25 protein-coding genes are annotated in these 21,890 nt (G+C 38.6%); 19 read left to right on the forward strand and 6 right to left on the reverse strand.

Annotated features, from left to right (window positions below):
* Nucleotides 1-10 precede the first annotated feature (10 nt).
* On the reverse strand, nucleotides 11-1,072 hold the full coding sequence (locus tag SCI76_RS20405; RefSeq protein WP_033579858.1) for a DUF2515 family protein: 1,062 nt from the start codon (nucleotides 1,070-1,072) through the stop codon (nucleotides 11-13).
* Nucleotides 1,073-1,189: 117 nt separating this feature from the next.
* Here SCI76_RS20405 and SCI76_RS20410 point away from each other — a divergent pair, with 117 nt between their 5' ends.
* The 5 genes from SCI76_RS20410 to SCI76_RS20430 all read left to right on the forward strand — a co-directional run bounded on the left by SCI76_RS20410 (nucleotide 1,190) and on the right by SCI76_RS20430 (nucleotide 4,434).
* A complete protein-coding gene (locus tag SCI76_RS20410) occupies nucleotides 1,190-1,405 on the forward strand; it encodes a hypothetical protein (RefSeq protein WP_221832103.1) in 216 nt (71 codons plus the stop codon).
* Between the two features lie 6 nt (nucleotides 1,406-1,411).
* On the forward strand, nucleotides 1,412-2,245 hold the full coding sequence (locus tag SCI76_RS20415; RefSeq protein WP_047749946.1) for a serine/threonine-protein kinase: 834 nt from the start codon (nucleotides 1,412-1,414) through the stop codon (nucleotides 2,243-2,245).
* Nucleotides 2,232-3,002, forward strand: a complete 771-nt coding sequence (locus SCI76_RS20420; RefSeq protein ID WP_028415111.1) for a sporulation protein — start codon at nucleotides 2,232-2,234, stop codon at nucleotides 3,000-3,002. The genes SCI76_RS20415 and SCI76_RS20420 overlap by 14 nt, the downstream gene beginning before the upstream one ends.
* 235 nt (nucleotides 3,003-3,237) lie before the next feature.
* Nucleotides 3,238-3,864, forward strand: coding sequence for a phosphatase PAP2 family protein (locus SCI76_RS20425; protein WP_028415110.1), 627 nt, complete (start codon nucleotides 3,238-3,240; stop codon nucleotides 3,862-3,864).
* A gap of 246 nt (nucleotides 3,865-4,110) precedes the next feature.
* Entirely contained in the window at nucleotides 4,111-4,434 is a 324-nt protein-coding gene (locus SCI76_RS20430) for a hypothetical protein (protein ID WP_221832105.1), read from the forward strand.
* A 51-nt stretch (nucleotides 4,435-4,485) separates the two neighbouring features.
* Here the strand turns inward: SCI76_RS20430 and SCI76_RS20435 are convergent, their stop codons facing one another.
* Nucleotides 4,486-4,638, reverse strand: a complete 153-nt coding sequence (locus SCI76_RS20435; RefSeq protein WP_013058712.1) for a hypothetical protein — start codon at nucleotides 4,636-4,638, stop codon at nucleotides 4,486-4,488.
* Between the two features lie 194 nt (nucleotides 4,639-4,832).
* Between SCI76_RS20435 and deoD the strand changes: the two genes are divergently transcribed.
* Entirely contained in the window at nucleotides 4,833-5,537 is a 705-nt protein-coding gene (gene deoD, locus SCI76_RS20440) for a purine-nucleoside phosphorylase (protein WP_013058711.1), read from the forward strand.
* 214 nt (nucleotides 5,538-5,751) lie between these two features.
* Nucleotides 5,752-7,200 carry a SulP family inorganic anion transporter gene (locus SCI76_RS20445; RefSeq protein ID WP_048019896.1) on the forward strand — a complete coding sequence of 483 codons (1,449 nt, stop codon included), beginning with the start codon at nucleotides 5,752-5,754 and terminating at the stop codon, nucleotides 7,198-7,200.
* A 243-nt stretch (nucleotides 7,201-7,443) separates the two neighbouring features.
* On the opposite strand, the gene SCI76_RS20450 is transcribed toward SCI76_RS20445, so the two are convergent.
* A complete protein-coding gene (locus SCI76_RS20450) occupies nucleotides 7,444-8,610 on the reverse strand; it encodes an FtsW/RodA/SpoVE family cell cycle protein (protein ID WP_014458560.1) in 1,167 nt (388 codons plus the stop codon).
* Between the two features lie 666 nt (nucleotides 8,611-9,276).
* Here SCI76_RS20450 and SCI76_RS20455 point away from each other — a divergent pair.
* From SCI76_RS20455 to SCI76_RS20510, 12 genes are all read left to right on the forward strand, one after another.
* Entirely contained in the window at nucleotides 9,277-9,822 is a 546-nt protein-coding gene (locus SCI76_RS20455) for a hypothetical protein (protein WP_048019897.1), read from the forward strand.
* 158 nt (nucleotides 9,823-9,980) lie between these two features.
* The gene (locus SCI76_RS20460) at nucleotides 9,981-10,400 is read left to right on the forward strand and encodes a transporter (RefSeq protein ID WP_328132242.1); all 420 of its coding nucleotides are present in this window, start codon (nucleotides 9,981-9,983) and stop codon (nucleotides 10,398-10,400) included.
* A gap of 140 nt (nucleotides 10,401-10,540) precedes the next feature.
* Nucleotides 10,541-11,167 (forward strand): FMN-dependent NADH-azoreductase, encoded by a 627-nt coding sequence (locus SCI76_RS20465; RefSeq protein WP_014458563.1) that lies wholly within the window; start codon nucleotides 10,541-10,543, stop codon nucleotides 11,165-11,167.
* A 134-nt stretch (nucleotides 11,168-11,301) separates the two neighbouring features.
* The gene (locus SCI76_RS20470) at nucleotides 11,302-11,499 is read left to right on the forward strand and encodes a hypothetical protein (RefSeq protein WP_372452798.1); all 198 of its coding nucleotides are present in this window, start codon (nucleotides 11,302-11,304) and stop codon (nucleotides 11,497-11,499) included.
* Nucleotides 11,500-11,733: 234 nt separating this feature from the next.
* Entirely contained in the window at nucleotides 11,734-12,231 is a 498-nt protein-coding gene (locus tag SCI76_RS20475; protein ID WP_028415105.1) for a PTS glucose transporter subunit IIA, read from the forward strand.
* A 37-nt stretch (nucleotides 12,232-12,268) separates the two neighbouring features.
* Nucleotides 12,269-13,096 (forward strand): PRD domain-containing protein, encoded by an 828-nt coding sequence (locus SCI76_RS20480; protein WP_048019898.1) that lies wholly within the window; start codon nucleotides 12,269-12,271, stop codon nucleotides 13,094-13,096.
* A gap of 178 nt (nucleotides 13,097-13,274) precedes the next feature.
* Nucleotides 13,275-14,654 (forward strand): sucrose-specific PTS transporter subunit IIBC, encoded by a 1,380-nt coding sequence (locus SCI76_RS20485; RefSeq protein WP_028415103.1) that lies wholly within the window; start codon nucleotides 13,275-13,277, stop codon nucleotides 14,652-14,654.
* A 505-nt stretch (nucleotides 14,655-15,159) separates the two neighbouring features.
* Nucleotides 15,160-15,978: a membrane protein insertase YidC gene (gene yidC / locus SCI76_RS20490; RefSeq protein WP_048019899.1), complete on the forward strand. Its 819-nt coding sequence runs from the start codon at nucleotides 15,160-15,162 to the stop codon at nucleotides 15,976-15,978.
* 101 nt (nucleotides 15,979-16,079) lie between these two features.
* Nucleotides 16,080-17,285 carry a hypothetical protein gene (locus tag SCI76_RS20495; protein WP_034328202.1) on the forward strand — a complete coding sequence of 402 codons (1,206 nt, stop codon included), beginning with the start codon at nucleotides 16,080-16,082 and terminating at the stop codon, nucleotides 17,283-17,285.
* A gap of 35 nt (nucleotides 17,286-17,320) precedes the next feature.
* The gene (locus SCI76_RS20500) at nucleotides 17,321-17,830 is read left to right on the forward strand and encodes a GNAT family N-acetyltransferase (RefSeq protein WP_033579864.1); all 510 of its coding nucleotides are present in this window, start codon (nucleotides 17,321-17,323) and stop codon (nucleotides 17,828-17,830) included.
* A 119-nt stretch (nucleotides 17,831-17,949) separates the two neighbouring features.
* Nucleotides 17,950-18,792: an ATP-binding cassette domain-containing protein gene (locus SCI76_RS20505; protein WP_028415101.1), complete on the forward strand. Its 843-nt coding sequence runs from the start codon at nucleotides 17,950-17,952 to the stop codon at nucleotides 18,790-18,792.
* 1 nt (nucleotide 18,793) lies between these two features.
* Nucleotides 18,794-19,480 carry a hypothetical protein gene (locus tag SCI76_RS20510; protein WP_028415100.1) on the forward strand — a complete coding sequence of 229 codons (687 nt, stop codon included), beginning with the start codon at nucleotides 18,794-18,796 and terminating at the stop codon, nucleotides 19,478-19,480.
* Between the two features lie 27 nt (nucleotides 19,481-19,507).
* On the opposite strand, the gene SCI76_RS20515 is transcribed toward SCI76_RS20510, so the two are convergent.
* The 3 genes from SCI76_RS20515 to SCI76_RS20525 form a co-directional block, all read right to left on the reverse strand.
* Nucleotides 19,508-20,326 carry a glycerophosphodiester phosphodiesterase family protein gene (locus SCI76_RS20515; protein ID WP_048019900.1) on the reverse strand — a complete coding sequence of 273 codons (819 nt, stop codon included), beginning with the start codon at nucleotides 20,324-20,326 and terminating at the stop codon, nucleotides 19,508-19,510.
* Nucleotides 20,327-20,454: 128 nt separating this feature from the next.
* The gene (locus SCI76_RS20520) at nucleotides 20,455-21,078 is read right to left on the reverse strand and encodes a class F sortase (RefSeq protein WP_048019901.1); all 624 of its coding nucleotides are present in this window, start codon (nucleotides 21,076-21,078) and stop codon (nucleotides 20,455-20,457) included.
* On the reverse strand, nucleotides 21,075-21,884 hold the full coding sequence (locus SCI76_RS20525) for a DUF4397 domain-containing protein (RefSeq protein WP_048019902.1): 810 nt from the start codon (nucleotides 21,882-21,884) through the stop codon (nucleotides 21,075-21,077). Before SCI76_RS20525 ends, SCI76_RS20520 begins: the two co-directional genes overlap by 4 nt.
* Between the last annotated feature and the right edge of the window lie 6 nt (nucleotides 21,885-21,890).

Consider the following 21,890-nt stretch of genomic DNA (forward strand, 5'->3'; position numbering starts at 1 on the left):
GAGACAGCGGTTATGAAAAAGGATTAGCAGCTTTTATAGCGGATTGCACTTTTATATGATGCTGAAGGGGAATTTTTTTAACTGAAGAAGCGGGAATAGAGTCAAGAAGAGAAAATATGCTTTCGTCTTCAAACCATTCTTCTTTTCTTAAAAAAAGATGTACGCGGTCTCCCCAGCTCATAGTTAAAGTCGGGCTATAGAGCTTTTTGGAATGAGTTCTGTCATTTGTAAATATATCTGAATTATAATCGCTTCGAGACCCTGTATGAGGGTGTTTAAGGCTAAAGGTATAAATAGCATCATGCAAGTTTGAATAAAAAAGAAGAACGTATAGGGTTTTTCCCACTTCAATCCGTCTTATCACAGACTCAAAATGGTACACTTTCGTTCCACATAAATCAATTTTATTACCTGAATAATAGGGAAAGACGATTTGAGTCATACCGAGAAAATTTTGAGTGTGAAACTGCCAAGAGTGAAGAACATTACGCTGAAACTCTTTTTTAAAGAGAACATTTTTTTCGATATGATACTGTTCGTTCACAATCAGGGCTATTGATAAGAGCGTTTTGTTTCTATGCTGCCAAAAGTCATTCCAAACAGCTTTCATAAAAGAAGATATGTGAAAGGCGGGGAGTAAATGAAACAGATTGCTGTTTTGCTCTTTGCTTTTTTCATAGAGTAACAGCTGAGCGTAAGCATCATGAAATATCGCTGAGTTGGAATGTTCTAAAAACAAGAAGTATGCGTGCTGTTTCTCTGATGAAAGCAGGGATTTTATTAAGGTAGTGGAGAGATCTGTCATATAATAGCCGCCGTTTCGTGAAACTAAGTGTGCTAAAAGAGCCCAGTGAATTTCAGGGTGTTTTTGATAATAGTCCAAATAAGCTTGTGTACGTGTAACATTGTTTTGATTAGCTTTTTTCACTTTTCTTCGAATTTCTTTAATCCATTTTACATCTTCTCCAATAAAAGAGAGCGGGAGAATAGCAGGAGGTTTGTGCTGCATCATCTGCTGCAGACGAAGAACATCCTCCAATCTAATGAGGGGATTTGTGTCAGTAGAAGTCATGTTAAGCCTCCTTTGAAACGTTTAACTATTTTAAAAAAGGGTAAGGGACTTTTTGAAACCTTTATAACATTTCGTACGTATAAAGGGTAACAAATGTTAAGAAAAGAGGTTTTCTTTATGTTCAGAAAAATATTTGAATCATTAACTGGATCTAAACATCGCCGCTACAGCAGCAGTGATCATCATCACAGACGTCCGCGTCACCATAGCAGCAGTAGCGATTATAAACGAAGCAAATATTATGACAGCCACAGTCATTCAAAATATGGCCATCACCATTACAAGCGTAAACGCAAAAGCGGAAGCTTCTTCTCAAGCTTTTTCTCAAGTTGATTTGGAATGAAAAATCGAATGTTCAAACACTTTCATCGCTGGCTAGTTGACCGTCCTTTTAAAAAAGGAACAGTCATTTGTGAGCGCTATGAAATCATAAATGTACTGGGAATGGGGAGCTATGGTATAACATATGTTGCTAGTGACATTGTGCAACAAAAAGAGGTAGTAATAAAGCAACTCCGCAAAACGAAGCAGCGCACGCCTCAGGGGCTGAAGTCTTTTCATTATGAAGCAAAACTGCTGTCTCAACTAGATCATCCTCAAATTCCTTCGCTGTATGAAGCTGTTGAAATAGATGAAGGGTGTTTTCTAGTGATGGAGTTGATTCAAGGAAAAACGTTTGAAGATTTAATTTTTGAAGAGAAGCGCGTATATACAGAAGAAAAAGCGCTTGACATTTTACTTGATATTCTAAAAGTAGTTTCCGTTATTCATGAGCAAGGAATCGTTCACCGTGATCTTCGTATTCCAAACATTATTGATGTTAACGGGACCATTTATGTTATTGACTTTGGTCTTGCAAGATTTTTGGGAGCTCATGAAGAAACAAGCAGCCTTATAGAAGAACAGCAGTTTATGAGACAAACATCGGTTGCAAGCGATATCTATGCGCTTGGTCATTTTCTTTTATTTTTATTGTATTCTGGTTATGAGCCGACGGATAAACAAGAAAAAAGCTGGGAACAAGAGCTAAGCTTGTCGGCGCCCATTAAAACCATCATTCAAAAAATGCTGAGAGCAGATGAAGCGTATGAAAGTATTAAAAGTTTACAAAAAGACATTTATGACTATATAAATAGTAAGAACTCGGGGAGGGAAAAGCATGGCGCTATTTAATAAAGCGTTAGCCCGCATTGGAATTGGTGCAGCGCGAGTGGATGCTAAGCTTGTCAATGATGAATTTCGTGCTGGTGAAACGATTGAAGGGATTGTTGAAGTGTACGGCGGAAATGTTGAGCAGAAAATTGACAGCATCTATCTGCGTCTATTCACAACCTATGTAAAAGAAAGAGACGATAAAAAATACAAGCAGGACATTGAACTTAATACGTTTAAGATTAACGACCCGTTTACGATCCAACCATCTGAAACCAAGTCTATTCCTTTTACCTTTCAGCTACCTGATGATACGCCTGTTACATTAGGGAGAACCCGAGTGTGGGTGGCGACGAGCCTCGATATTAAAGATGCGGTTGATCCGTCGGATATTGATCATGTAAAAGTGCTCCCTAACCTTATGGTAACAAGCACAATTGAAGCGATGGAACAGCTTGGCTTTCGCTTGCGCCAAGTCGAGTGCGAAGAAGCTCCTCGCAGGATGAGAAAAAGACTTCCTTTTGTTCAAGAATTTGAATTTGTTCCAAGCGGTGGAGTGTACGCTGGGAAAGTAGATGAAATTGAAATCATCGTGCAGCCGAGCGGCTTACATGACTACGATTTATTTATAGAAGTAGATCGACGGGCCAGAGGGTTTGGGGGGTTTTTATCTGAAATGCTGGATGCAGATGAGTCGCTCGTTCATGTTCATGTTTCTGAAAAAGAAATTCCTCAGTTAAAAAATAGATTAACCAATATTATTTCACGCTATAGCTAACGTGCATAGCTCTCCTTTATTTTTCGTATATTAAAGACAGTAAAAAGAAAGGAGAGAGGTATATGCCGCAATCAAAACAAACGAAAAAAATAAATGCAAAAGAGGAATTTTCGGCTGAATTTGTCGTTCATCAAGCTCCCAAGCCGGAAGACTATATTCAGCCAAAACGTGTGAATAAGTAAAGCATGTAGCACGCTACATGCTTTTTCTTTTAATAGGTTGGAGGAAATAAAAAATGGTAAATCGCACTACAAAATATTCTCTATTTATTGTATCGCTTTTAGCTTTCTTTTTACTCATTTTATTTACGTTTAATACACCTTGGGTGAAACAGCTTGACTTTAATGTACTTCATACCATTGAAGGATGGAGGACGGATACGTTAACACCCATCATCATATTTATAACAACTGTAGGATCTTGGTATGTCACTGCGCCAATATGGTTTGCCATTATAGTATTTCTTCTTTATAAACGAAAAGGATTGCTCGCTTTATATATCACGCTTGTTTTTTGGGGAGTTCGCGCTTTAAATTGGGGATTGAAGGAGATTTTTGCAAGACCAAGACCTGATTGGAGTCAAGTCGTTCCCGCCTCTCACTATAGTTTTCCGAGCGGACATGCCATGAACTCAATGGCGTTTTACAGCGGAGTGCTTTTGTTAATATGGATGTATACAAGAAGCAGGGCTATTAAAACGGCAGCTGCATGCGTAATTGCTATTATTATTTTATTAATTGGATTTAGCCGTTTGTATTTAGGCGTACACTTTTTAACGGATATACTAGCAGGATATTGTGTAGGACTTGCTTGGTCATTAGGAGTCTACCTCCTTTCTAAGCGCCTATATAACCAAAAATAGGAGCAATGGTTACATTTTTTTCGTTAATATTTCATTTTGTTTAAGTAGGCCTATTGATTCATCCATTCAAAAACAACTAATGATAAAATGGGAAACAAATATTTTATGTACATGTTTAATAAGAAAAAACTAGTAATTTCGACAAAAAACGTTTTGATTCGATAAAGGGTTTTCGGATTTTATCACTAATTATATAAGAATACATGACGTAAAAGAGTAAATACTTGCTTTTGGGTGGAGGGAAGAATGTTGAGTGTGTGGACCACAATAAAAAAACAATTTAATATTAGCACAGAATATGATGTAACCATTATGCAAACAGAAGAAAAAGGCGAAAAGCGTGGATATAAGCCTGTCCATCGTCTAACGATTACAGCACTCGATCATCAAGACGCTGCAACACAAGTATTTCAGATGTTTAATATTGCTGATAATTTGCCAAAAGATTGTGATGCGAGATTTATTAGCACAGGCGATATTTTGTTAATTGATGAAGGTACTCGAGGGAAATATTACTACAAGCTATGGACAGACGGATGGCAAAAAGTGAATCGCCTGCATGTACGTTAAACATAAGGTAAAAGCGACCTATCTGGCCGCTTTTTATTTATATGTTGACTCTTAGTAATCACGAGTATGATGACCAGGGCCATTTTTTCGGTTTGTTGCTGAATATTCATCTCCATGGGCTTCATGTTCTGCTATAATTGCTTCTTTTGGAATGTGATTATTCTTTTTAGGCGAATTAATTCGGTTGCGATGTTTTTTTCCCATACATATCACCTCAGCTAAAGTTAGTAAATCCCTTGCGCTATTAGCGTACCCTTATATAAAAAGACATACTACGCCATTTTTTGGGCAGTATGTCTTTTTATTTTTGACGCATAATTTTAGAAGTAAATAGACATGCAAGGGATACAATATGGTATAGTGAAAGCGTAAGATTTTTTACATATAGGAGGTACGAAATGAGCGTACATATTGGGGCAAAACAAGGTGATATTGCAGAAACGATTTTACTTCCAGGTGATCCACTTCGTGCAAAATACATTGCAGAAACGTTTTTAGAAGACGTAACTTGCTATAACGAAGTGCGCGGTATGCTTGGATTTACAGGAACATATAAAGGAAAGCGCGTTTCTGTTCAAGGAACGGGAATGGGTGTACCATCGATTGCTATTTATGTAAATGAACTAATGAATGAATATGGTGTTCAAAACCTAATTCGCGTGGGTACATGCGGAGCAATCCAAAAAGATGTAAAAGTACGTGACGTTATTTTAGCCATGTCTTCGTCAAGTGATTCACAAATGAACCGCGTTAAATTTGGTCCTATTGACTATGCACCGACAGCTAACTTTGATTTATTAAAGCGCGCTTATGATGCAGGTGTTGAAAAAGGCCTTCAGTTAAAAGTAGGAAGTGTATTTACATCTGATCAATTTTACAATGAAGACGGCCAGCTAGAAAAATTAGCAGCTCACGGCGTATTGGCAGTTGAAATGGAAACGACGGCTCTGTATACGCTAGCCGCTAAATACGGCCGTAATGCTTTGTCGGTTTTAACAGTAAGTGATCACATCTTCACTGGTGAAGAAACAACGTCAGAAGAACGTCAAACGACGTTCAACGATATGATTGTTGTTGCGCTTGAAGCAGCAATTAATGAATGAACATAATTTCATTTATTTGCTGAATGGAAGCGAAATGCTGCCGCGTAACAAATAAAAAGACGAGAAGCAATCAAGCTTCTCGTCTTTTTATTTGCGAAAATTAATTGTTTCCAAATAGGAAATTGTATGGTACGATTTGATACGTTAAAAACGGCCTTGATTTTCGTGAAAGTCGAAAATCGTATAAAAAATTCATAAGAGGTGATAAACCATCATGATGGCAAGTATTAAGCAGCAGTGGTTTTCAAATGTTCGAGCAGACATTTTGTCAGGGATGACAGTTGCTCTTGCGCTTATTCCAGAAGCCCTTGCTTTTTCCATTATCGCCGGTGTCGATCCTATGGTTGGTCTGTATGCATCTTTTTGTATGGCAATTGTGATTGCTTTTACAGGTGGAAGACCAGCTATGATTTCAGCTGCAACAGGAGCAATGTCTTTATTGATGATTAACTTAGTCAAAGATCACGGCATTGAGTATTTATTTGCAGCTACTGTTTTAACCGGAATTATTCAAATTTTACTTGGTGTTTTGAAAGTAGGAAGGTTTTTATCGTTTCTTCCTCAAACAGTGATGATTGGCTTTGTAAATGCGCTCGGTATTTTGATTTTTACCGCACAGCTTCCGCATTTTGAAGGAGCAAATTGGATGATGTACGCCATGGTAGCCGGAACGCTGCTCATCGTCTATTTATTTCCGCTCATGACCAAGGCAATACCATCTCCGCTTGTTGCGATTGTCTTGATGACGATTGTAGCGATTGTCTTTCATTTAGATTTAAAAACGGTAGGAGATATGGGGAATATTACGCGTTCATTGCCGGTTCTTCACTTTCCAAAGGTTGATTTATCAGTGGAGACACTGCTCATCATTTTACCTTATTCGCTTCCTTTGGCGATTGTAGGCCTACTTGAATCTATGCTAACGGCAACGGTACTGGACGAAATTACAGATACGCCTTCGAATAAAAATAAAGAAGCGCGCGGTCAAGGCATTGCTAATATTGTAACAGGTTTCTTTGGAGGAATGGCTGGCTGTGCCATGATTGGACAATCTATGATTAATGTAAAATCAGGGGGACGTGGAAGGTTATCTACCTTAGTCGCCGGAGTCTTTTTATTGTTCTTAATTATGGTGCTTGGCGATGTTGTTAAACAAATTCCAATGGCTGCTCTTGTAGGCGTTATGTTTATGGTAGCTGCCGGTACATTTGATTGGCAGTCCCTTAAAGACTTAACGAAATATCCGCTATCGGATGCCATTGTAATGGTTGTTACGGTGGTTATCGTATTGTTTACACATAACTTAGCATTAGGAGTAATGGTAGGTATTGTTTTAAGTACGATTGTATTTGGCTGGAAGATGGCTAAAATCAAAACAACTTCACAAACAGAAGGTAATACGAAGCAATACAGAGTTTCAGGGCAATTATTTTTTGCTACCATCAGTTTCTTTATGGATGAATTTCAGTATGAAACAGACCCAGATACCATCATTATTGATTTTAGTTCTTCTCATATATGGGATCAATCGGCCGTGATTGGCATCTCGAAAATTATCGATAAGTACGAGCGATTGAATAAAAAGGTTATTGTAAAAGGATTAAATGAAGAGAGTAAAAAAATCGTTAGGCAGATTGGCTTAACGTCGCTGTCGAACAAATAAAAGGTGTGCAGTAGCACACCTTTTTTACTTGTTTCGTTTTAGTAGCTGTATGAGCCAGGTGGAAAAAGAAGTTGTAGATGAAGGTGCGGATGTCTGTTTTAACAAAATAGCATAGGCTTTGCGCCGATATTGGTAATCAAGCATGCATATCTACTCCTTTTAAAACAGATTTTGAAAGCGTTCTCTTTATTGTAGCATGCTTAATAGGGAGATAAAAGAAAAAAGAGAGACCATTGTCTCTCTTTAATCATTTCCAAACATATAGCGTTTGTGATGCCATGAGATTCCAAACATCAGACCCATTGCAAACATGTTCCCCATCAGTGAACTACCTCCATATGAAATAAAAGGAAGTGGAATTCCGGTAATAGGCAAGACTTGAATGGTCATACCGATATTTTGAAATACGTGGAACGTAAGCATTGAAATAACGCCTACACATAAGTAAGAATTGAATTCATTTTTTGTTTCAAGCCCTAGCTTGATCAAGTAATAAACGAGTACGAAGAAAAGACTAATAACAATGCTGGCGCCTATAAAGCCAAACTCTTCTCCAATAACCGCAAAAATAAAGTCGGTCTGTCCTTCTGGCAAATAGACAACTCCATTTCCGATCCCTTTACCGTTTACCATTCCTGACCCAATCGCATCTAACGATTTCTTTAAATGATAGCCCTCTCCCGAACTATACGACTCAGGATCAAGCCAAGAATAAATACGTCCAAATTGGTATTGCTTAACCCCTAGATACTTTTCTAATAAGTTAGGTGCATAAACAACAAGTCCCAAAATAACAGAACCAACCGCTGTAATACCTAAAAATGCAGGCGCGATGATTTTCCAGCTTACGCCTGAAACAAATACAAGTCCAACTGTGATTGCTAAGAACACAAGAGCGGTACCTAAGTCAGGCTGCTGCATGATTAACAATAAAGGTAAAGCAAGTACAGCGCCTAGTTTACCAAGCAGTAAAAAGTCTTCTCTTACTGTTCGGATACGATATTTTTCATTGTGTTTAACAATGACCGTACTCAGTGTGATAATCAAAAACACTTTCATAAACTCTGATGGCTGCAACGAGAAGCCGGGAAGTGTGAACCAACTTTTTGCCCCGTTAATTTCTCTGGCAATACTTGAAGGAGCCACTAGTAAAAGAAGCAATAAAAAGTTCCCAAATCCATAAAAAACCCACGTTAGCTTTTGAAGCTGATCGGAGTCAAAACGCATGACAAATCCTATAATCACCATTCCAATAATATAAAAAACAACTTGTTGCGCTACGAAGTTCTTATCATACTGCCCAATTTTTTCAGCACTATGGATTGCCACAACGCTTACGCAAAACAATAGGAAGATTAGGAAAGCCAAGTTCCAGTCAAATCTACTAACATTTCTTTGATTTTCACCCATATTATTCACCTGTCACTATTAAATCTCATTCTTTCTTTATGATAAAAGAAAAATGCTGGTTTTTAATGCAAAGTCGATTAATGAAGAGTCGCACTAACCCCGCTTTGCAGTTTTTGCTTTGAATATAGACTTGCTAAAAGTAAGAAAAGATATGTCGCAAGCTGCGTTACCATACAGCCTTTTATTATACATGAATTATTCTATAACATAAATAGGAGAAATGATAACAATTTCTTTTTTCTAAAAACTCTATTTGTAAGGATTTATTCAATTCATCTTCTTTATCTCCTTAAAGGTTAATATGAAAACATATTATAGGAATTTATCTTTTTTTGCACGTGAAAAGATAAAGAAACATGTATATATATAACGAAAGAAAGGGGCAAATAGTTTCATATGAACGACTGAAAAATTCTAAACTGCAAGGACTAAATCTAGCAAGCTATACATATGAATAATAGTAAAGGTAAGAGAAAGTGTTCTACACTATCTTTTTCTACATGCAGACATTCAACTTCTTAGCTCCCTACAAGTAAACAGTCATAGTCTACTTTCTTACTGATGAACGTATGGAAGGCATAGGGTAGATTACCGAATAAGAGACACAGGATATTAGGAAAATAATAGATAGAGATTAATAGAATCATAACGTAGAGAGGTGTGTTTATGATTATAGGGGCAAGTTTGACAGCATTTTTATTATTATGGTGGACAATTTTTTATATCGGGCGCTACCATCATTATGTTTCAGAGCCTGTTGGCAAAAGAATTTCCCTTCACGTAGGAATACATGTTACCTTAGTGGTTGGAGTGAATGCATGTCTCTGGCTTGAGCAGCCGCTGCTTTTTTCTAGCATTTTAGCAGGGTGTGCAGGACTAGGAGCCGGATGGTTTGTGGGGATTCCTTTTTCGGTAAAAAGTATTTTAAGCGGAATAATGGGGGGCATAGGAACCGGTGTTAGTTTTTATATCTCTATGAGTATGTGGATAGATCAATTTAACTCGCTGTCTTTTTTATTGATAGGAACGAGCGTTATTTTTAGCGGAAGCTCGTTATTTCAAGTGTTAAAATCGATTCCGTCATTTGAAAAGGTACTGGTGAAAATGTGGGTTCAACATCCTTTTCTGATAGCGCCTATTTTGATTACCGTATTTTGGCTGTATAATTTTATTGAAAAATATTTTCCGCAAGCAGATCCAACACGCAAGTAGTTTCCGTGTTGGATTTATTATTTCTTCGGGTAAGCCTCCTTTAAGCTCACCAAGTTTGACATCGTTCCATTAGTCTATAGAAGGTAAAAGTAGACATTCACCTATCTTCATTATGATGCATATTGTAACGTAGCAAGCATTATAAAGGGGGAGTGCGTATGTATCCATATCAATACGATCCACGTTTTCAAAATTTGTTTCCACCTGGAGGAGGCCAAGGCTTTCCATCGTTTCCACCTGGAGGAGGAGGTCAGGGCTTTCCGCCGCCACCACCTGGAGGAGGAGGTCAAGGGTTTCCGCCGCAGGGAGGAGCGCAGCCACCTTCAAGTCCGCCGCCAGGTTTTACACCTGCACCAAAGCTAGGTTCAGGAGGTCCATCGCTTTATGCTGTTGATCCAGGCGCTATTTCAGGATGCTTATACCGATACACCTATATATGGCCGAGAAATGGTCGACCTTACTGGTTTTACCCAACCTTTGTGGGCAGACGCTCAGTTGCAGGATATCGCTGGACAGGATCTTTCTGGGTGTATGCTGGGGTAGATGTAAATCAAATTCGAGAATTTCAATGTGTATAAAACTCCGCTTGCGGAGTTTTTTTGTGCGAAAGGGTTGACGCATAAAAAATGGCGTTATATAATAAATCTCGAATTAAAGATAATTTGTTTAGTAATATCTCGAATTGATGATAATAGACACTTTTTAGGAGATGACATTTATGGCAAATGTATTATATGTAAAAGTAAATCCGCAGGTTGATGAAGCATCATTTTCAACTCGTTTAGCACAGGTTTTCTTGGATGAGTATAAAACAGCAAACCCGACTGATACAGTGACAACGCTTGATCTGTATAAAGAAACAGTTCCATTCATTGATGGAGATGTTTTAGCAGCATGGGGAAAAGCTGGAGCTGGTGAAGAATTATCAGCTGTTGAGTTAGAAAAAGTAACGCGTATGGGTGAATTAGTAGAGCAGTTTTTACAAGCTGACAAAGTTATTTTCTCAGCTCCAATGTGGAACTTAAGCTTCCCTCCACTAATGAAAGCATATATTGATAACATTTTAATTGCAGGAAAAACGTTTAAATATACTGAAAATGGTCCAGTAGGATTAGCTTCAGATAAAAAGGTAGTATTACTAGAAGCTCGTGGAGGCGTGTATTCAGAAGGCCCTGCGGCAGAGCTCGAATTTACTCAAAGCTATTTACGTACAGTAATGGGATTCATTGGTGTTCAAGATTTCCAACTGGTTGTTGCAGAAGGCATGGCTTACACGCCAGCAGAAGCAGACAATATTCTAGCAAAAGCATCTGAAAAAGCAAAAGAAGTTGCGTCAACGTTCTAATCTCAAGAGGCTGGGACAAAAGGATTTTAGGCGAAGTGAAAAACGAACCACTGATCAAGATGTTTGATTAGTGGTTCGTTTTTTTTTGTTACGGTGAACGTAGGTTTCATGTTTGTAAGTCTTTCTAGCAGTTGATGGGAGGGCAAGCCGAAGACTCCTGCGGGAAAAGCGGAATAGGTGAGACCCCACAGGAGCGTATGCGACGAGGAGGCTCAGCATCCGCCCGCGGAAAGCGAAGTCTTGCACGGAAATCAACTGCGGTGTCAAAAGCGGTTCGGCTCATGTATACGAGTTATTCGTCTTTAGATTGGATTCATTTGTTTATGTCTTAACCTCTTTTTTAGGGTTGAAATTCAATATCCACCCTTCAGAAGATGTAGAAAGGGTTACATAAAGTGCAGCATAGGGAACGTGCTTCTTATAAAAGCGCTTATACATTTTTATTTACAAGATAAAAAAAGCATGGTTAAATAATGACCATGTTAATGTACCATCAGGATAGGGGAAGTTTTTCTGCAGAATCATTGGGGTATGCTACAAGTACAATCTAAAAAAGGGTGATTGAGATGTTTAAAAAATTATTTGGTAATAAGACAAAATCAAAAGAAACAACCGTTCTAGCTCCGCTTTCAGGTAATATCCTGCCAATCAGCGAAGTGCCAGATCCAGTGTTCGCACAGAAGATGATGGGAGACGGTTTTGCAATCGAACCTTCAGAAGGACAAGTTGTTTCACCCGTTGCTGGGGAAGTCGTTCAGCTTTTTCATACAAAACATGCGGTAGGCTTAAAAACAGAAGCCGGTACAGAAGTATTAATACATATCGGCCTTGAAACAGTGGCAATGGAAGGCGAAGGATTCGAAGCTCACGTAACACAAGGTGACAAAGTAAGTGTAGGAACACCTCTTATTACATTTGATTTAGCGCTTATTCAAGAAAAAGCGAAAAGCATTATCACACCAATTGTTATTACAAATAGTGATGCAAGTGAAAGTTTCGAAATTTTGGCTCAAGGGACGGTTCAAAAAGGCGAAACTGCTTGTGCAAAAGTAACGATGAAGTAATAAGCAAGGCCTTTTCCTTTAAGAAAGGAGAGCGCATTTGAAGATTTTAAAAGTGTTAAATAACAACGCCGTTGTCTTTAAGGAAGGCGGAGTTGAAAAGATTGCGATGGGTCCCGGCATCGCTTTTCAAAAAGGTAAAAATGATCTTATTAATGCTGCAAAAGTGGAGAAAGTCTTTGTCATGAAAGAAGAACAGGAAAAGTTTCAAGAACTATTAAAAAATCTTCCTGAAGAGCATATTCAAGTGGCGGAAGAAATCATTTCGTATGCTGAGCAGCAGCTTTCTGCTACGCTAAGTCATCATGTGCATATTGCTTTGAGCGATCATTTATCCTTTGCTGTCGAAAGGATAGCCCGCGGAATTTCTATCCAAAATAAATTGCTTAATGAAATTAAATCACTCTATCAGCCTGAGTATGAAATAGGAGTGTGGGCTCTTCAGCATATCAAAAAGAGGTTAGACATCACGATGCCGATCGATGAAGCGGGATATATTGCGCTTCATATTCATACGGCGAAACTGAATTCACCAGGAATGCAGCAGCTCATGATGAATACAACGATTATTAATGAAATGGTTACGATTATAAAAAAAGAGCTGAATATGGAGATTGATGAAAACAGCATGTCCTATCAGCGTCTGCTGACTCACTTGCGCTTTGCGTTAAATCGTTTAGCGCAAAATGAACCTTTTCATGAGATGGATGAAGAGATGCTCGACGTATTAAAAGTCAAATATAAAAAATCGTATCAGTGTGCTGAAACGATAAAGCAATTTGTCAAAGAGGAGTACGACATTAATTTTCCAGAAGCGGAGTTAGGCTACATCACGCTTCACATTTGCCGAATAGAGCAAAGAATATAGAAAAAAGCATTGACGAATATTGTTGCATTGAGTACAATGAAAGCGTATTAATTGAATAATCGGGATTGTGACTGGTAAAGCAGGCAAGACCTAGAATGCGCATAAAGGACAAGTGTGTCTTTTATAAGCGTGTTTTAGGTCTTGCTTTTTTTATGACATACAACAAGGAGGAAGTAAGATGGACGTAAAAGAAATTGCTAAAAAGCTTGTTCCGCTTTTGGGAGGAAAAGAAAATATTGCTAGTGCCCAGCACTGTGCTACGCGTTTGCGCCTCGTTATTCGAGATGAAAGCAAAATCGATCAAAAAGGTTTGGATGAAATAGAGGATGTAAAAGGGGCTTTTTCAAATTCAGGACAGTTTCAAATCATTTTTGGAACCGGTCTCGTTAATAAAATCCACGCTGCTTTTGTTAAAGAATTAGGCGCTGAAGAGGCTGCTGCCCCAGTAGATCACCAAGAAGAAATGAAGAAGAAGATGAACCCATTTGCCCGTTTTGCTCGCATGCTTTCCAATATTTTTGTTCCGATTATTCCAGCCATTGTAGCAAGCGGTTTATTAATGGGATTGCTCGGTATGATGAAAGCGTTCCACTGGGTCTCAGAAGATAGTGCGTTATTTGTTTTATTGGACATGTTCTCAGGCGCAGCATTTATCATTTTACCGATTTTAATCGGGTTTTCAGCTGCAAAAGAATTTGGTTCAAACCCTTATCTTGGAGCGGTTATCGGAGGAATTTTGACGCATCCGATGTTATTAAATCCATGGACATTAGCAGATGCTAAGCCAGAATATATGGATTTGTTTGGCTTAAGTATTCCGCTGATTGGCTATCAAGGTACGGTCGTTCCGATTTTATTGGCTATATACGTCATGAGCAAAATTGAAAAGGGACTCCGGAAAATTGTGCCGAATTCGGTTGATTTACTTGTTACGCCTTTTTTAACTGTTATTATTACAGGCTTTGTGTCACTTGTGTTTATTGGTCCTTTCGGTCGCTATATTGGAGATTTAATTTCCATTAGCCTTCAGTCTCTATACGATGTAGCCGGAGTGTTTGCAGGAATTTTGTTTGGTGGCTTATATTCAACCATTGTATTAACAGGCTTGCAGCATAGTTTTCATGCTATTGAAGCAGGACTGCTTGCTAATCCGAAGATTGGCGTTAACTTCTTACTTCCTATTTGGGCCTGTGCGAATGTGGCGCAAGGAGGAGCAGGGCTGGCTGTTTATTTTAAAACGAAAAATGCCAAAACGAAAAAAATTGCGATTCCAGCTGCTATTTCTTCCTTCTTAGGAATTACAGAACCGATTATTTTTGGGGTCAACTTACGACTTCGCAAGCCATTTATTGCTGCAGCTATAGGCGGAGCAGCGGGGGGAGGCTACGTGGTACTTATGCACGTAGTAGCTAACGCCTACGGACTCACAGGTATTCCAATGATGGCAATCGCCGCACCGCTTGGTATGAGCAATTTAATTCACTATATCATCGGTATGATTATTTCTGTGGGTGTAGCATTCGGCGTTACGTGGTTCATGAAACTAAAAGAAGACTGAGAACCAGCGCTAAGCATACGAGAATAGAGAATGGGATTAGATTTGCTCATCATATTTTATGATGAGCAAATTTTGTGTCGTAAATATGAAACTTTTTAAAAAGTAATACGTAGAACAGTCAAAGAGATAAGTTGATGTTGTGTAACAGGAACGTAAATGCTACACTACATATATTGGATTGTACTATTATAGTCAGAAAGAGAGCTGGCACATGGAATTTTATCACGATCTTTTTCTATATGCGCCGTATTTATCTGCTTTCGTTTTATACATCCTTTGTTATTATATGCTTCGTGAAGCTAGGTTTACGGCTTTTCATGCGGAACCTGTCACTGACCATGTGAATGCAGGGATCGATCCTTCAGTATTAACGATATGGAAAAGACGAAATGTATTTATACATGTGTATAGAAAAACACCAGTTAAAGAGAAGAATAATGATGAAGAAGATCCTTTCCTTCTGAAAAACACTTCATACATTTAGTCATTATTAGGAGGAAAGAATATGAAAAGAAATAAAAAATTATTATTGCTTGGTTTAATGGGAGCGCTTCTTTTAGCTCTAGCCGGCTGTAGCAGTACAAAAACACCGGTTACGGCTACAAGTGGCGGATTCTGGGATCATTATTTTGTTTACCCTTTATCTATGGCATTAACGAAAATTGCCGAGTGGGCAGGCGGAAGCTATGGTCTGTCTATTATTATTGCAACGATTATCATTCGTTTAGTTCTATTGCCACTTATTTTAAAACAGCAAAAGAGCACGATGGCTATGCAAGCACTTCGTCCAGAGATGGAAAAGATTCAAAAGAAATATGCTGGTAAAAAAGATCCGGAAACACAGCAAAAGCAGCAAAAAGAAATGATGCAGCTTTACCAAACGCATAAAATTAATCCGGTTGGCGGATGTTTGCCAATCTTTATTCAAATGCCTATTATTATCGCATTTTATAATGCCATTGCACGAACGCATGAAATTGCGCAGCATTCATTCTTATGGGTAAGTTTAGGAAAGCCAGATCCTTACTTCATTTTACCGGTAGTTGCAGCGATTACGACATTCTTACAAATTCGTGTAAGTATGACGGATGAAATTCAACCTCCAATGAAAATGATGATGAACATTATGCCAATCTTCATCTTAGTAGCGGGAATTTCACTTCCATCTGCTCTTGCACTATATTGGGTAATTGGTAACTTATTCGGAATTGGACAAGGTTACTACTTGAAAAAACGTATGAGTTTATTAAAAGAAAAAGATGCGGCTAATAATGCAGCACAAGCTAAAACAAAGCCATCACCAAAATCTAAGTCAAAATCATAATATACAAAAAGCGCAGCTATCCGCTGCGCTTTTTTATTTTTTCAAAAATGTGATGAGATGAGGAGATTTGTGTAACGCTATAAAAAAAGACAGGAGTGAACATGGTGAAAAAAATAGCGTTATGTCTGCTTTTTCTTATGTTGTTCCCTATGCAAATAAATGCTGCCAATACAGTGAAGGTCAGTTTTATACGGCAAGGAAACCTATGGGTATATGATAACGGTACCGAAAGGCAGTTATCCTATGCCCGTCATGCCTCTATGCCTCAATGGTCATCACATGGAGATATAGTTGCGTATGCAGAAAATGATTCTTTAATGATTGCACCGTTAAAAGGAAAACCGCTGCTTGTTGAACATGATGTGACTCATTATCAATGGTCACCGGTTGCCGAGGAGCTTGCGTATATTTCGAATGGAATCTTAGTATATTACAACGTTAAAACGCATGAAAAGAAGCGTGTAGCCATAGGAGTTGATCAGTTTTCATGGTTTCCGGAAGGAGATCGATTTTTAATTACGTCAGCTGCTGCGCTGGCGCCCACGGGATGGGGACCGGTAAAGCTATATACAGTGAGCAAATATGCAGGGTTAGACGTGAAAAAAGTAGAGGCTTTTACGACGCTGCCAGCAGAGAATGATTCATTTTTTGCGTATACAACAAGCAGCTTTAAATGGTCTCCTAACGGTCAATGGATTAGTTTTATCGCTATTCCAACGGCTTCGATGTCTGCAGATGCAAATAAGCTGTGCATCATTACAAAAGAAGGAAAAGCTTTTCAAGTGGTGGGAGATATGCTTAATGTACCCAATTGGTTTAAGTGGAGTAATGAAGAGCAAGTACTGGCATTTATTAATGGAGAAGGAAGATTTGCCACCGAAAATAAAAAGTTCACTTTAAAAGAGATGCCCGTTTTTAAAGAACATGTGTTTACGCCAAAAGGCTTCGCAGATTGGGATTTCACTTGGACAGAAAAAGATAACATCATCATTTCACGTGTGCCCGAAGCAGGGTGGTCGAATGATGAAAAAAAGAGGCCGCTGCCTTTTTTATATAGCATGAATGTAAAGACCAATAAGCAAAGTCAGTTCACATTTCCGCAAAAAGGCTTAGGCGATTACGCGCCTGTTTATCATAAAGCAACGAATCAAACGATGTGGATTCGTACAAATCGAAAACAAGCAAATCTTTTAACACGCGTAAAAGATACGAAAAATGACAAGGTACTCATTTCAGATTTAGACCTGCCTGGAAATTATTATGAGCTGTATCGGTGGAATGAAGTATTTAGCGTGTACAGTCCTTAATAGCTAATTAAAACATAAGAAACTAAGGTGAAAAGATGAATATACGATTGTTGGCAAAAGAAGACGCTGACGTGTACTTTGAACTCCGTCTTCGTGCTTTAAAAGATCATCCCGAAAGTTTTATTTTAAGTTATGAAGAAGAATATGAAAAAGAAATTGCTGATATCAGAAATTATTTTCCAAGCAGCCAATCAGAATTTGTAGTAGGAGCTTTTATGGAAAGCCAGCTTGTAGGGATTGTAGGGTTTCAGCAGCAAAAGCCTTTAAAAGTTCAGCATAAAGGAGATATTTGGGGCATGTACGTAGCCCCTGAAGCAAGGGGGAAAGGTCTTGGGAAGAAGCTGTTAAAAGCCGCTGTTGAACAAGCTTTTTCCAAAACGAATGTTTTGCAAATCTACCTAGCTGTCGCTGCTAAAAATGAAGGGGCAAAAGCCCTATACAAAAGCCTCGGTTTTACTTCTTATGCGTATGAAAAAAGAGCTCTTCAAGTAGATGGTGAATTTATTGATGAAGAGCATATGGTATTGTCTATAAAAAGCCTTTGACCATATCAAAGGCTTTTTTGTACGGGAAAAATTTAGCTGAAACGTATAGAGATGGAAGCACATTCCCCATAAATATGCTATGATTTAACATATAGGATTATGGAGAGGCGAGGCAGCGGATGGAAAAACTGATTGAATTAAAAAATGTTGCAAAAGTATACAAAAAACATACCGTATTAGAAAACATTCATACGACCCTTTATAAAGGAGAGACTGTTGCGATTGTTGGAAAAAACGGGGCGGGAAAAAGTACGTTTTTAAAGCTAATTGGCGGATTATCTAAACCGACTAAAGGAACAATTCACCTTGATAAAGAAACCGGTACGCCTGGATTTGTGGTAGAGCAATTTCCTCAGGAGCTGCGTTTTACCCTAGTAGGTTATTTGCAGCACATGGGACGAATTCAAGGATTGTCTAAGAAAAAGCGCAGCTCTAGAATTGAAGAGCTGCTCGAAACTTTCGAAATGGTAGAGTTTAGACATGAAGAAATCGTTTCTTTTTCAAAAGGAATGAAGCAAAAAGTCAACATGATGCAAGCACTGCTGAGTTCTTCTAAGCTGCTATTACTTGATGAACCTCTATCAGGATTAGATGCGCGTGCTCAGCTAGAAGTAGAACGAATTTTTACAAAGCTAAAAGAACGAGGGATGACCATTGTATTTACGTGTCATGAAGAAAGGCTCATACATGCTGTAGCAGATCGTGTTATCACCATTGGGTCACAGCGCATTTTAAAAAATGAGCGCGTTCAACTCATTGAGCATTTAACGGTTATTGAGGCAAATGTGATTCTTAATAAGCCACTTCGTTTATTAAAAGAAAAGTGCACGAAAATTGAACAGCACGGAAACTACTGGATTTTTTATATAGATAAAAAATATGTAAACGAGTTTCTTGCAGAATTACTTGCTGTTCAAGGTGAAGTTGTAAAGCTATATCATATGGAAAGGGAAGAAATTTAAGATGGGTGCATTGATTCGCTATCATTTTATTACATATATTAAATCGTATCGATATATTCCGCCGCTTGCACTTTATATTATTTCGCTGTGTATGAACTATACATATAGACCGAACCCGGTGCTTGATAGCTTTTTTAATACGGCGCTTTTCCTCTTTTTTCTAACCACTTGGTTTACAATGTCGCTGTTTCACGCGGAAGATTCCAGTCAAGAAGTTATTACAAAACTTCACGTAGGGAAAAAGAATAAGTACTTTACGAGCAAACTTATTAGCTGTGTTCTGCTGTTTACATTTTTATCAGCGGTTTCAATTGCCTATCCCGTGCTGCTTGATATGTTTGAAGTGGATATATCCACTAAGCAAATGGTGTTTGGGTTTATTATTCACTGGACGTTTAGTTTGCTTGGTATGAGCATAGGTCTTGTTTTTACAAGAGATGTTGTAAGAGAAGGCAGCTTATCATGGTTTGGACCTCTATTTATTTTAATCATTACGCTTGCAGCGGCAGGCGTTTCATTTCCGTATCAAGGAGGCGGACTGCTGCTGTATGTACTGCCGCCCGTATCTGCAATCATTCAATTTATTAACGAAGGATTAAATAAATTTTTGGTGTTTGGCTGGGCTTTGCTTTATGCCATAGCATTAATTAGCCTGTACTTGTGGCGAGCGAATAGAAGAGATGTATAAAGAATAAACACTTGCCGCGGCAAGTGTTTATTTTTTATGAAGCACGTTATAAAGACGATCCGGGTAATTAGTAAACATGCCGGTTACGCCCCACTCGATAAGTGTTCTCATTTGTTTTTCATCATTTACTGTATACGGGTGGACGTCTAAATCATACGAGCGAGCTTTTTGTACATATGGTTTTGTCAGCGTGCTTGCGTTAGGACCGATGCCGTTCGCGTATGTTTTAATTTGTCTGAACTGCTGATCTGTTAACATATTGGTTTGCTTGGAACGAATCAGTTGAATTAGTTTCATAGTAGGTCGGTATCGATGGACGGTTTTTAAGCTTTCAGGACTAAATGATTGTACAATGACGTGACTGGTATGAATGTTGTACTTAGCCATCAGCGTTAACAATTCTTTTTCCATACCTGGATATTCATGAGGAGATTTTGTTTCAATATAATAGTTTGTTCGATTGCCAAACGTACGGAATATTTCTTCTAAAGTTGGAATGACCGCTTTTTTAGGACCTTTTCCTGCGTTCAAACGCTGAAGTTGCTTCACTGTATACTGTTTTACATATCCTGTTCCATTTGTCGTGCGGTCAACTTTGTAGTCATGAATGGCTACAAGCTGCTGATCTTTAGACATGTGAAGATCAAGTTCAATGTAATCCGCTTTTTGCTGGACGGCCGTGAGATAAGATTGCATCGTATGCTCTGGCTCATATCCTGATGCGCCTCGATGAGCAATAATGGCTACTTTTTCTGCTTGAGTAGAAGCTGCCTGCGTATGTATAAACATAAAAATACCGCATAAACAAAAAGTGATTGAGCTTACAAACCACCATTTTCGTCTCATATCAAAACTCCTTTTTATTGAGGGGTCGTGCATTAGTTTACCAGCGAGATGTTGTGTTCATATTAAGGCTGTGTAAATATTTAAATAAAACGAACCAGTGTGTAATTAAAAGTAATAAAGGCCGATGTTTAGTGAGAAACATCGGCTGTTTTTTCCGGGCGGAGGCTTGTATAAATAACGAGTCTGCGCTCATGAGTTTTCTGTCTATGATCAAATGTTCCCGTACAGGTGATTAAATTAAGCTGGTGTTGAAAAGTTGGACCGAAAATCTCTCTGATAGGAGCAGACTCTCGGGGGTAAGAAGCTTTATTGGTAACAACAAAGGCCAGCTGCTGACCTTGCTGATCGGTTACAAAAATTTCATCTCCTTTTGTGAGCTTGTCGAGATGATAGAAGATAGCGGGTCCTTTTTGGTCATCAACATGTCCTGCAATGACCGCATTTCCTTCCTCTCCGGGTCTTGCTCCAAGCTTAAACCATGCTACATCATGACCGTTATCAGGAACGCTCATTTCACCTTGATTAGTAAGGCCCATTCCTTTTATAAAAGCCTTGATATGAAGCTTCGGAATAATAAGCTGAGATGGAAGAGGTGTAGAAGCGGTCCCTGAAGAATTCAAGGATTGAGCCGATTTTGTTTCAGCCATCTTCACAACAAAATCCGTCGAGCTGTTTGCAAATGCTGATTGGGCAAACCAGCTGCTCATGAATAGTATAAAAGAAAAGGTGAAAACCCCTCCTATCCATTTCATTCGCTTTCGTATCCTCTGTGACGACGAACAACAAATATAGCGACCGCTCCAATTCCCAATAAAGTAAGAACCGGCACAATTGAATTATAATTATCCTCTGAAGCACCGCCCATACCTGTTTTTGGCATTTCGGAAGGCATAGCGGTATTATCTTTTAATAACAGTGTTTCAAGGCTGTCGGCTTTGTTAATAGCGAGCACCGTGTAGACCGTGTTGGCTTCTAAATTAAGCTTTGGAATTTCCAGTATTTTTTTGTTGTCTTGACTAGTTGCGATGGTTAAATCATAAGTTCCGGCATCTACTTCAGAATAATTTGTCATTTGTTTAAAAGCAGTGTCTTTAAACAAAGTAGGGCCGTGATTAATACCTACATTAACAGCGGGAGCATCTGGAGAAAAGTGAGCAATTCGGATTTTACTCTTTCCTTTAGCTACGTTCATATCATCTTGAGCTACTTTTAATTCTAAGTGTGCAACTTGGTTAATAGCAGCAAGGGTATAGGCTTTGTTTGCTTCGACGGTTACATTAGTGGAAATGACAGGTTTTTCTTTTCCTTTTGTACCTATAGCATATACCTCTACTTTATGAGACCCCGCAGGTACCTTAAGGTAATCTGTCACATCTTTAAACGATGCGCCGACTACGATGCTTTGATTGTCCACATATATATCTACTTCAGGTGCATCAGGTGATGCATGCACAACTCGTATCATTGCCTCCTGCACAGCTGCAGAAGTGAAATTATCTGAAAAAGCTAGCAATAAAACTGCGAGTAAAGAAGCAGCAATAATCTTTACACGGTTCATAACGTT

The sequence above is a fragment of the Priestia sp. HNGD-A6 genome, assembly GCF_045784335.1.
GTDB classification, from domain to species: Bacteria; Bacillota; Bacilli; order Bacillales; family Bacillaceae_H; genus Priestia; species Priestia zanthoxyli.

Bases quoted from the DNA above. Each gene is read 5' to 3' on its own strand.
- SCI76_RS20405 (WP_033579858.1), bottom strand. From the start codon at position 1,072: ATGACTTCTACTGACACAAATCCCCTCATTAGATTGGAGGATGTTCTT.
- SCI76_RS20410 (WP_221832103.1), top strand. From the start codon at position 1,190: ATGTTCAGAAAAATATTTGAATCATTAACTGGATCTAAACATCGCCGC.
- SCI76_RS20415 (WP_047749946.1), top strand. From the start codon at position 1,412: ATGAAAAATCGAATGTTCAAACACTTTCATCGCTGGCTAGTTGACCGT.
- SCI76_RS20420 (WP_028415111.1), top strand. From the start codon at position 2,232: ATGGCGCTATTTAATAAAGCGTTAGCCCGCATTGGAATTGGTGCAGCG.
- SCI76_RS20425 (WP_028415110.1), top strand. From the start codon at position 3,238: ATGGTAAATCGCACTACAAAATATTCTCTATTTATTGTATCGCTTTTA.
- SCI76_RS20430 (WP_221832105.1), top strand. From the start codon at position 4,111: ATGTTGAGTGTGTGGACCACAATAAAAAAACAATTTAATATTAGCACA.
- SCI76_RS20435 (WP_013058712.1), bottom strand. From the start codon at position 4,638: ATGGGAAAAAAACATCGCAACCGAATTAATTCGCCTAAAAAGAATAAT.
- deoD (WP_013058711.1), top strand. From the start codon at position 4,833: ATGAGCGTACATATTGGGGCAAAACAAGGTGATATTGCAGAAACGATT.
- SCI76_RS20445 (WP_048019896.1), top strand. From the start codon at position 5,752: ATGATGGCAAGTATTAAGCAGCAGTGGTTTTCAAATGTTCGAGCAGAC.
- SCI76_RS20450 (WP_014458560.1), bottom strand. From the start codon at position 8,610: ATGGGTGAAAATCAAAGAAATGTTAGTAGATTTGACTGGAACTTGGCT.
- SCI76_RS20455 (WP_048019897.1), top strand. From the start codon at position 9,277: ATGATTATAGGGGCAAGTTTGACAGCATTTTTATTATTATGGTGGACA.
- SCI76_RS20460 (WP_328132242.1), top strand. From the start codon at position 9,981: ATGTATCCATATCAATACGATCCACGTTTTCAAAATTTGTTTCCACCT.
- SCI76_RS20465 (WP_014458563.1), top strand. From the start codon at position 10,541: ATGGCAAATGTATTATATGTAAAAGTAAATCCGCAGGTTGATGAAGCA.
- SCI76_RS20470 (WP_372452798.1), top strand. From the start codon at position 11,302: ATGGGAGGGCAAGCCGAAGACTCCTGCGGGAAAAGCGGAATAGGTGAG.
- SCI76_RS20475 (WP_028415105.1), top strand. From the start codon at position 11,734: ATGTTTAAAAAATTATTTGGTAATAAGACAAAATCAAAAGAAACAACC.
- SCI76_RS20485 (WP_028415103.1), top strand. From the start codon at position 13,275: ATGGACGTAAAAGAAATTGCTAAAAAGCTTGTTCCGCTTTTGGGAGGA.
- yidC (WP_048019899.1), top strand. From the start codon at position 15,160: ATGAAAAGAAATAAAAAATTATTATTGCTTGGTTTAATGGGAGCGCTT.
- SCI76_RS20495 (WP_034328202.1), top strand. From the start codon at position 16,080: ATGGTGAAAAAAATAGCGTTATGTCTGCTTTTTCTTATGTTGTTCCCT.
- SCI76_RS20500 (WP_033579864.1), top strand. From the start codon at position 17,321: ATGAATATACGATTGTTGGCAAAAGAAGACGCTGACGTGTACTTTGAA.
- SCI76_RS20505 (WP_028415101.1), top strand. From the start codon at position 17,950: ATGGAAAAACTGATTGAATTAAAAAATGTTGCAAAAGTATACAAAAAA.
- SCI76_RS20510 (WP_028415100.1), top strand. From the start codon at position 18,794: ATGGGTGCATTGATTCGCTATCATTTTATTACATATATTAAATCGTAT.
- SCI76_RS20515 (WP_048019900.1), bottom strand. From the start codon at position 20,326: ATGAGACGAAAATGGTGGTTTGTAAGCTCAATCACTTTTTGTTTATGC.
- SCI76_RS20520 (WP_048019901.1), bottom strand. From the start codon at position 21,078: ATGAAATGGATAGGAGGGGTTTTCACCTTTTCTTTTATACTATTCATG.
- SCI76_RS20525 (WP_048019902.1), bottom strand. From the start codon at position 21,884: ATGAACCGTGTAAAGATTATTGCTGCTTCTTTACTCGCAGTTTTATTG.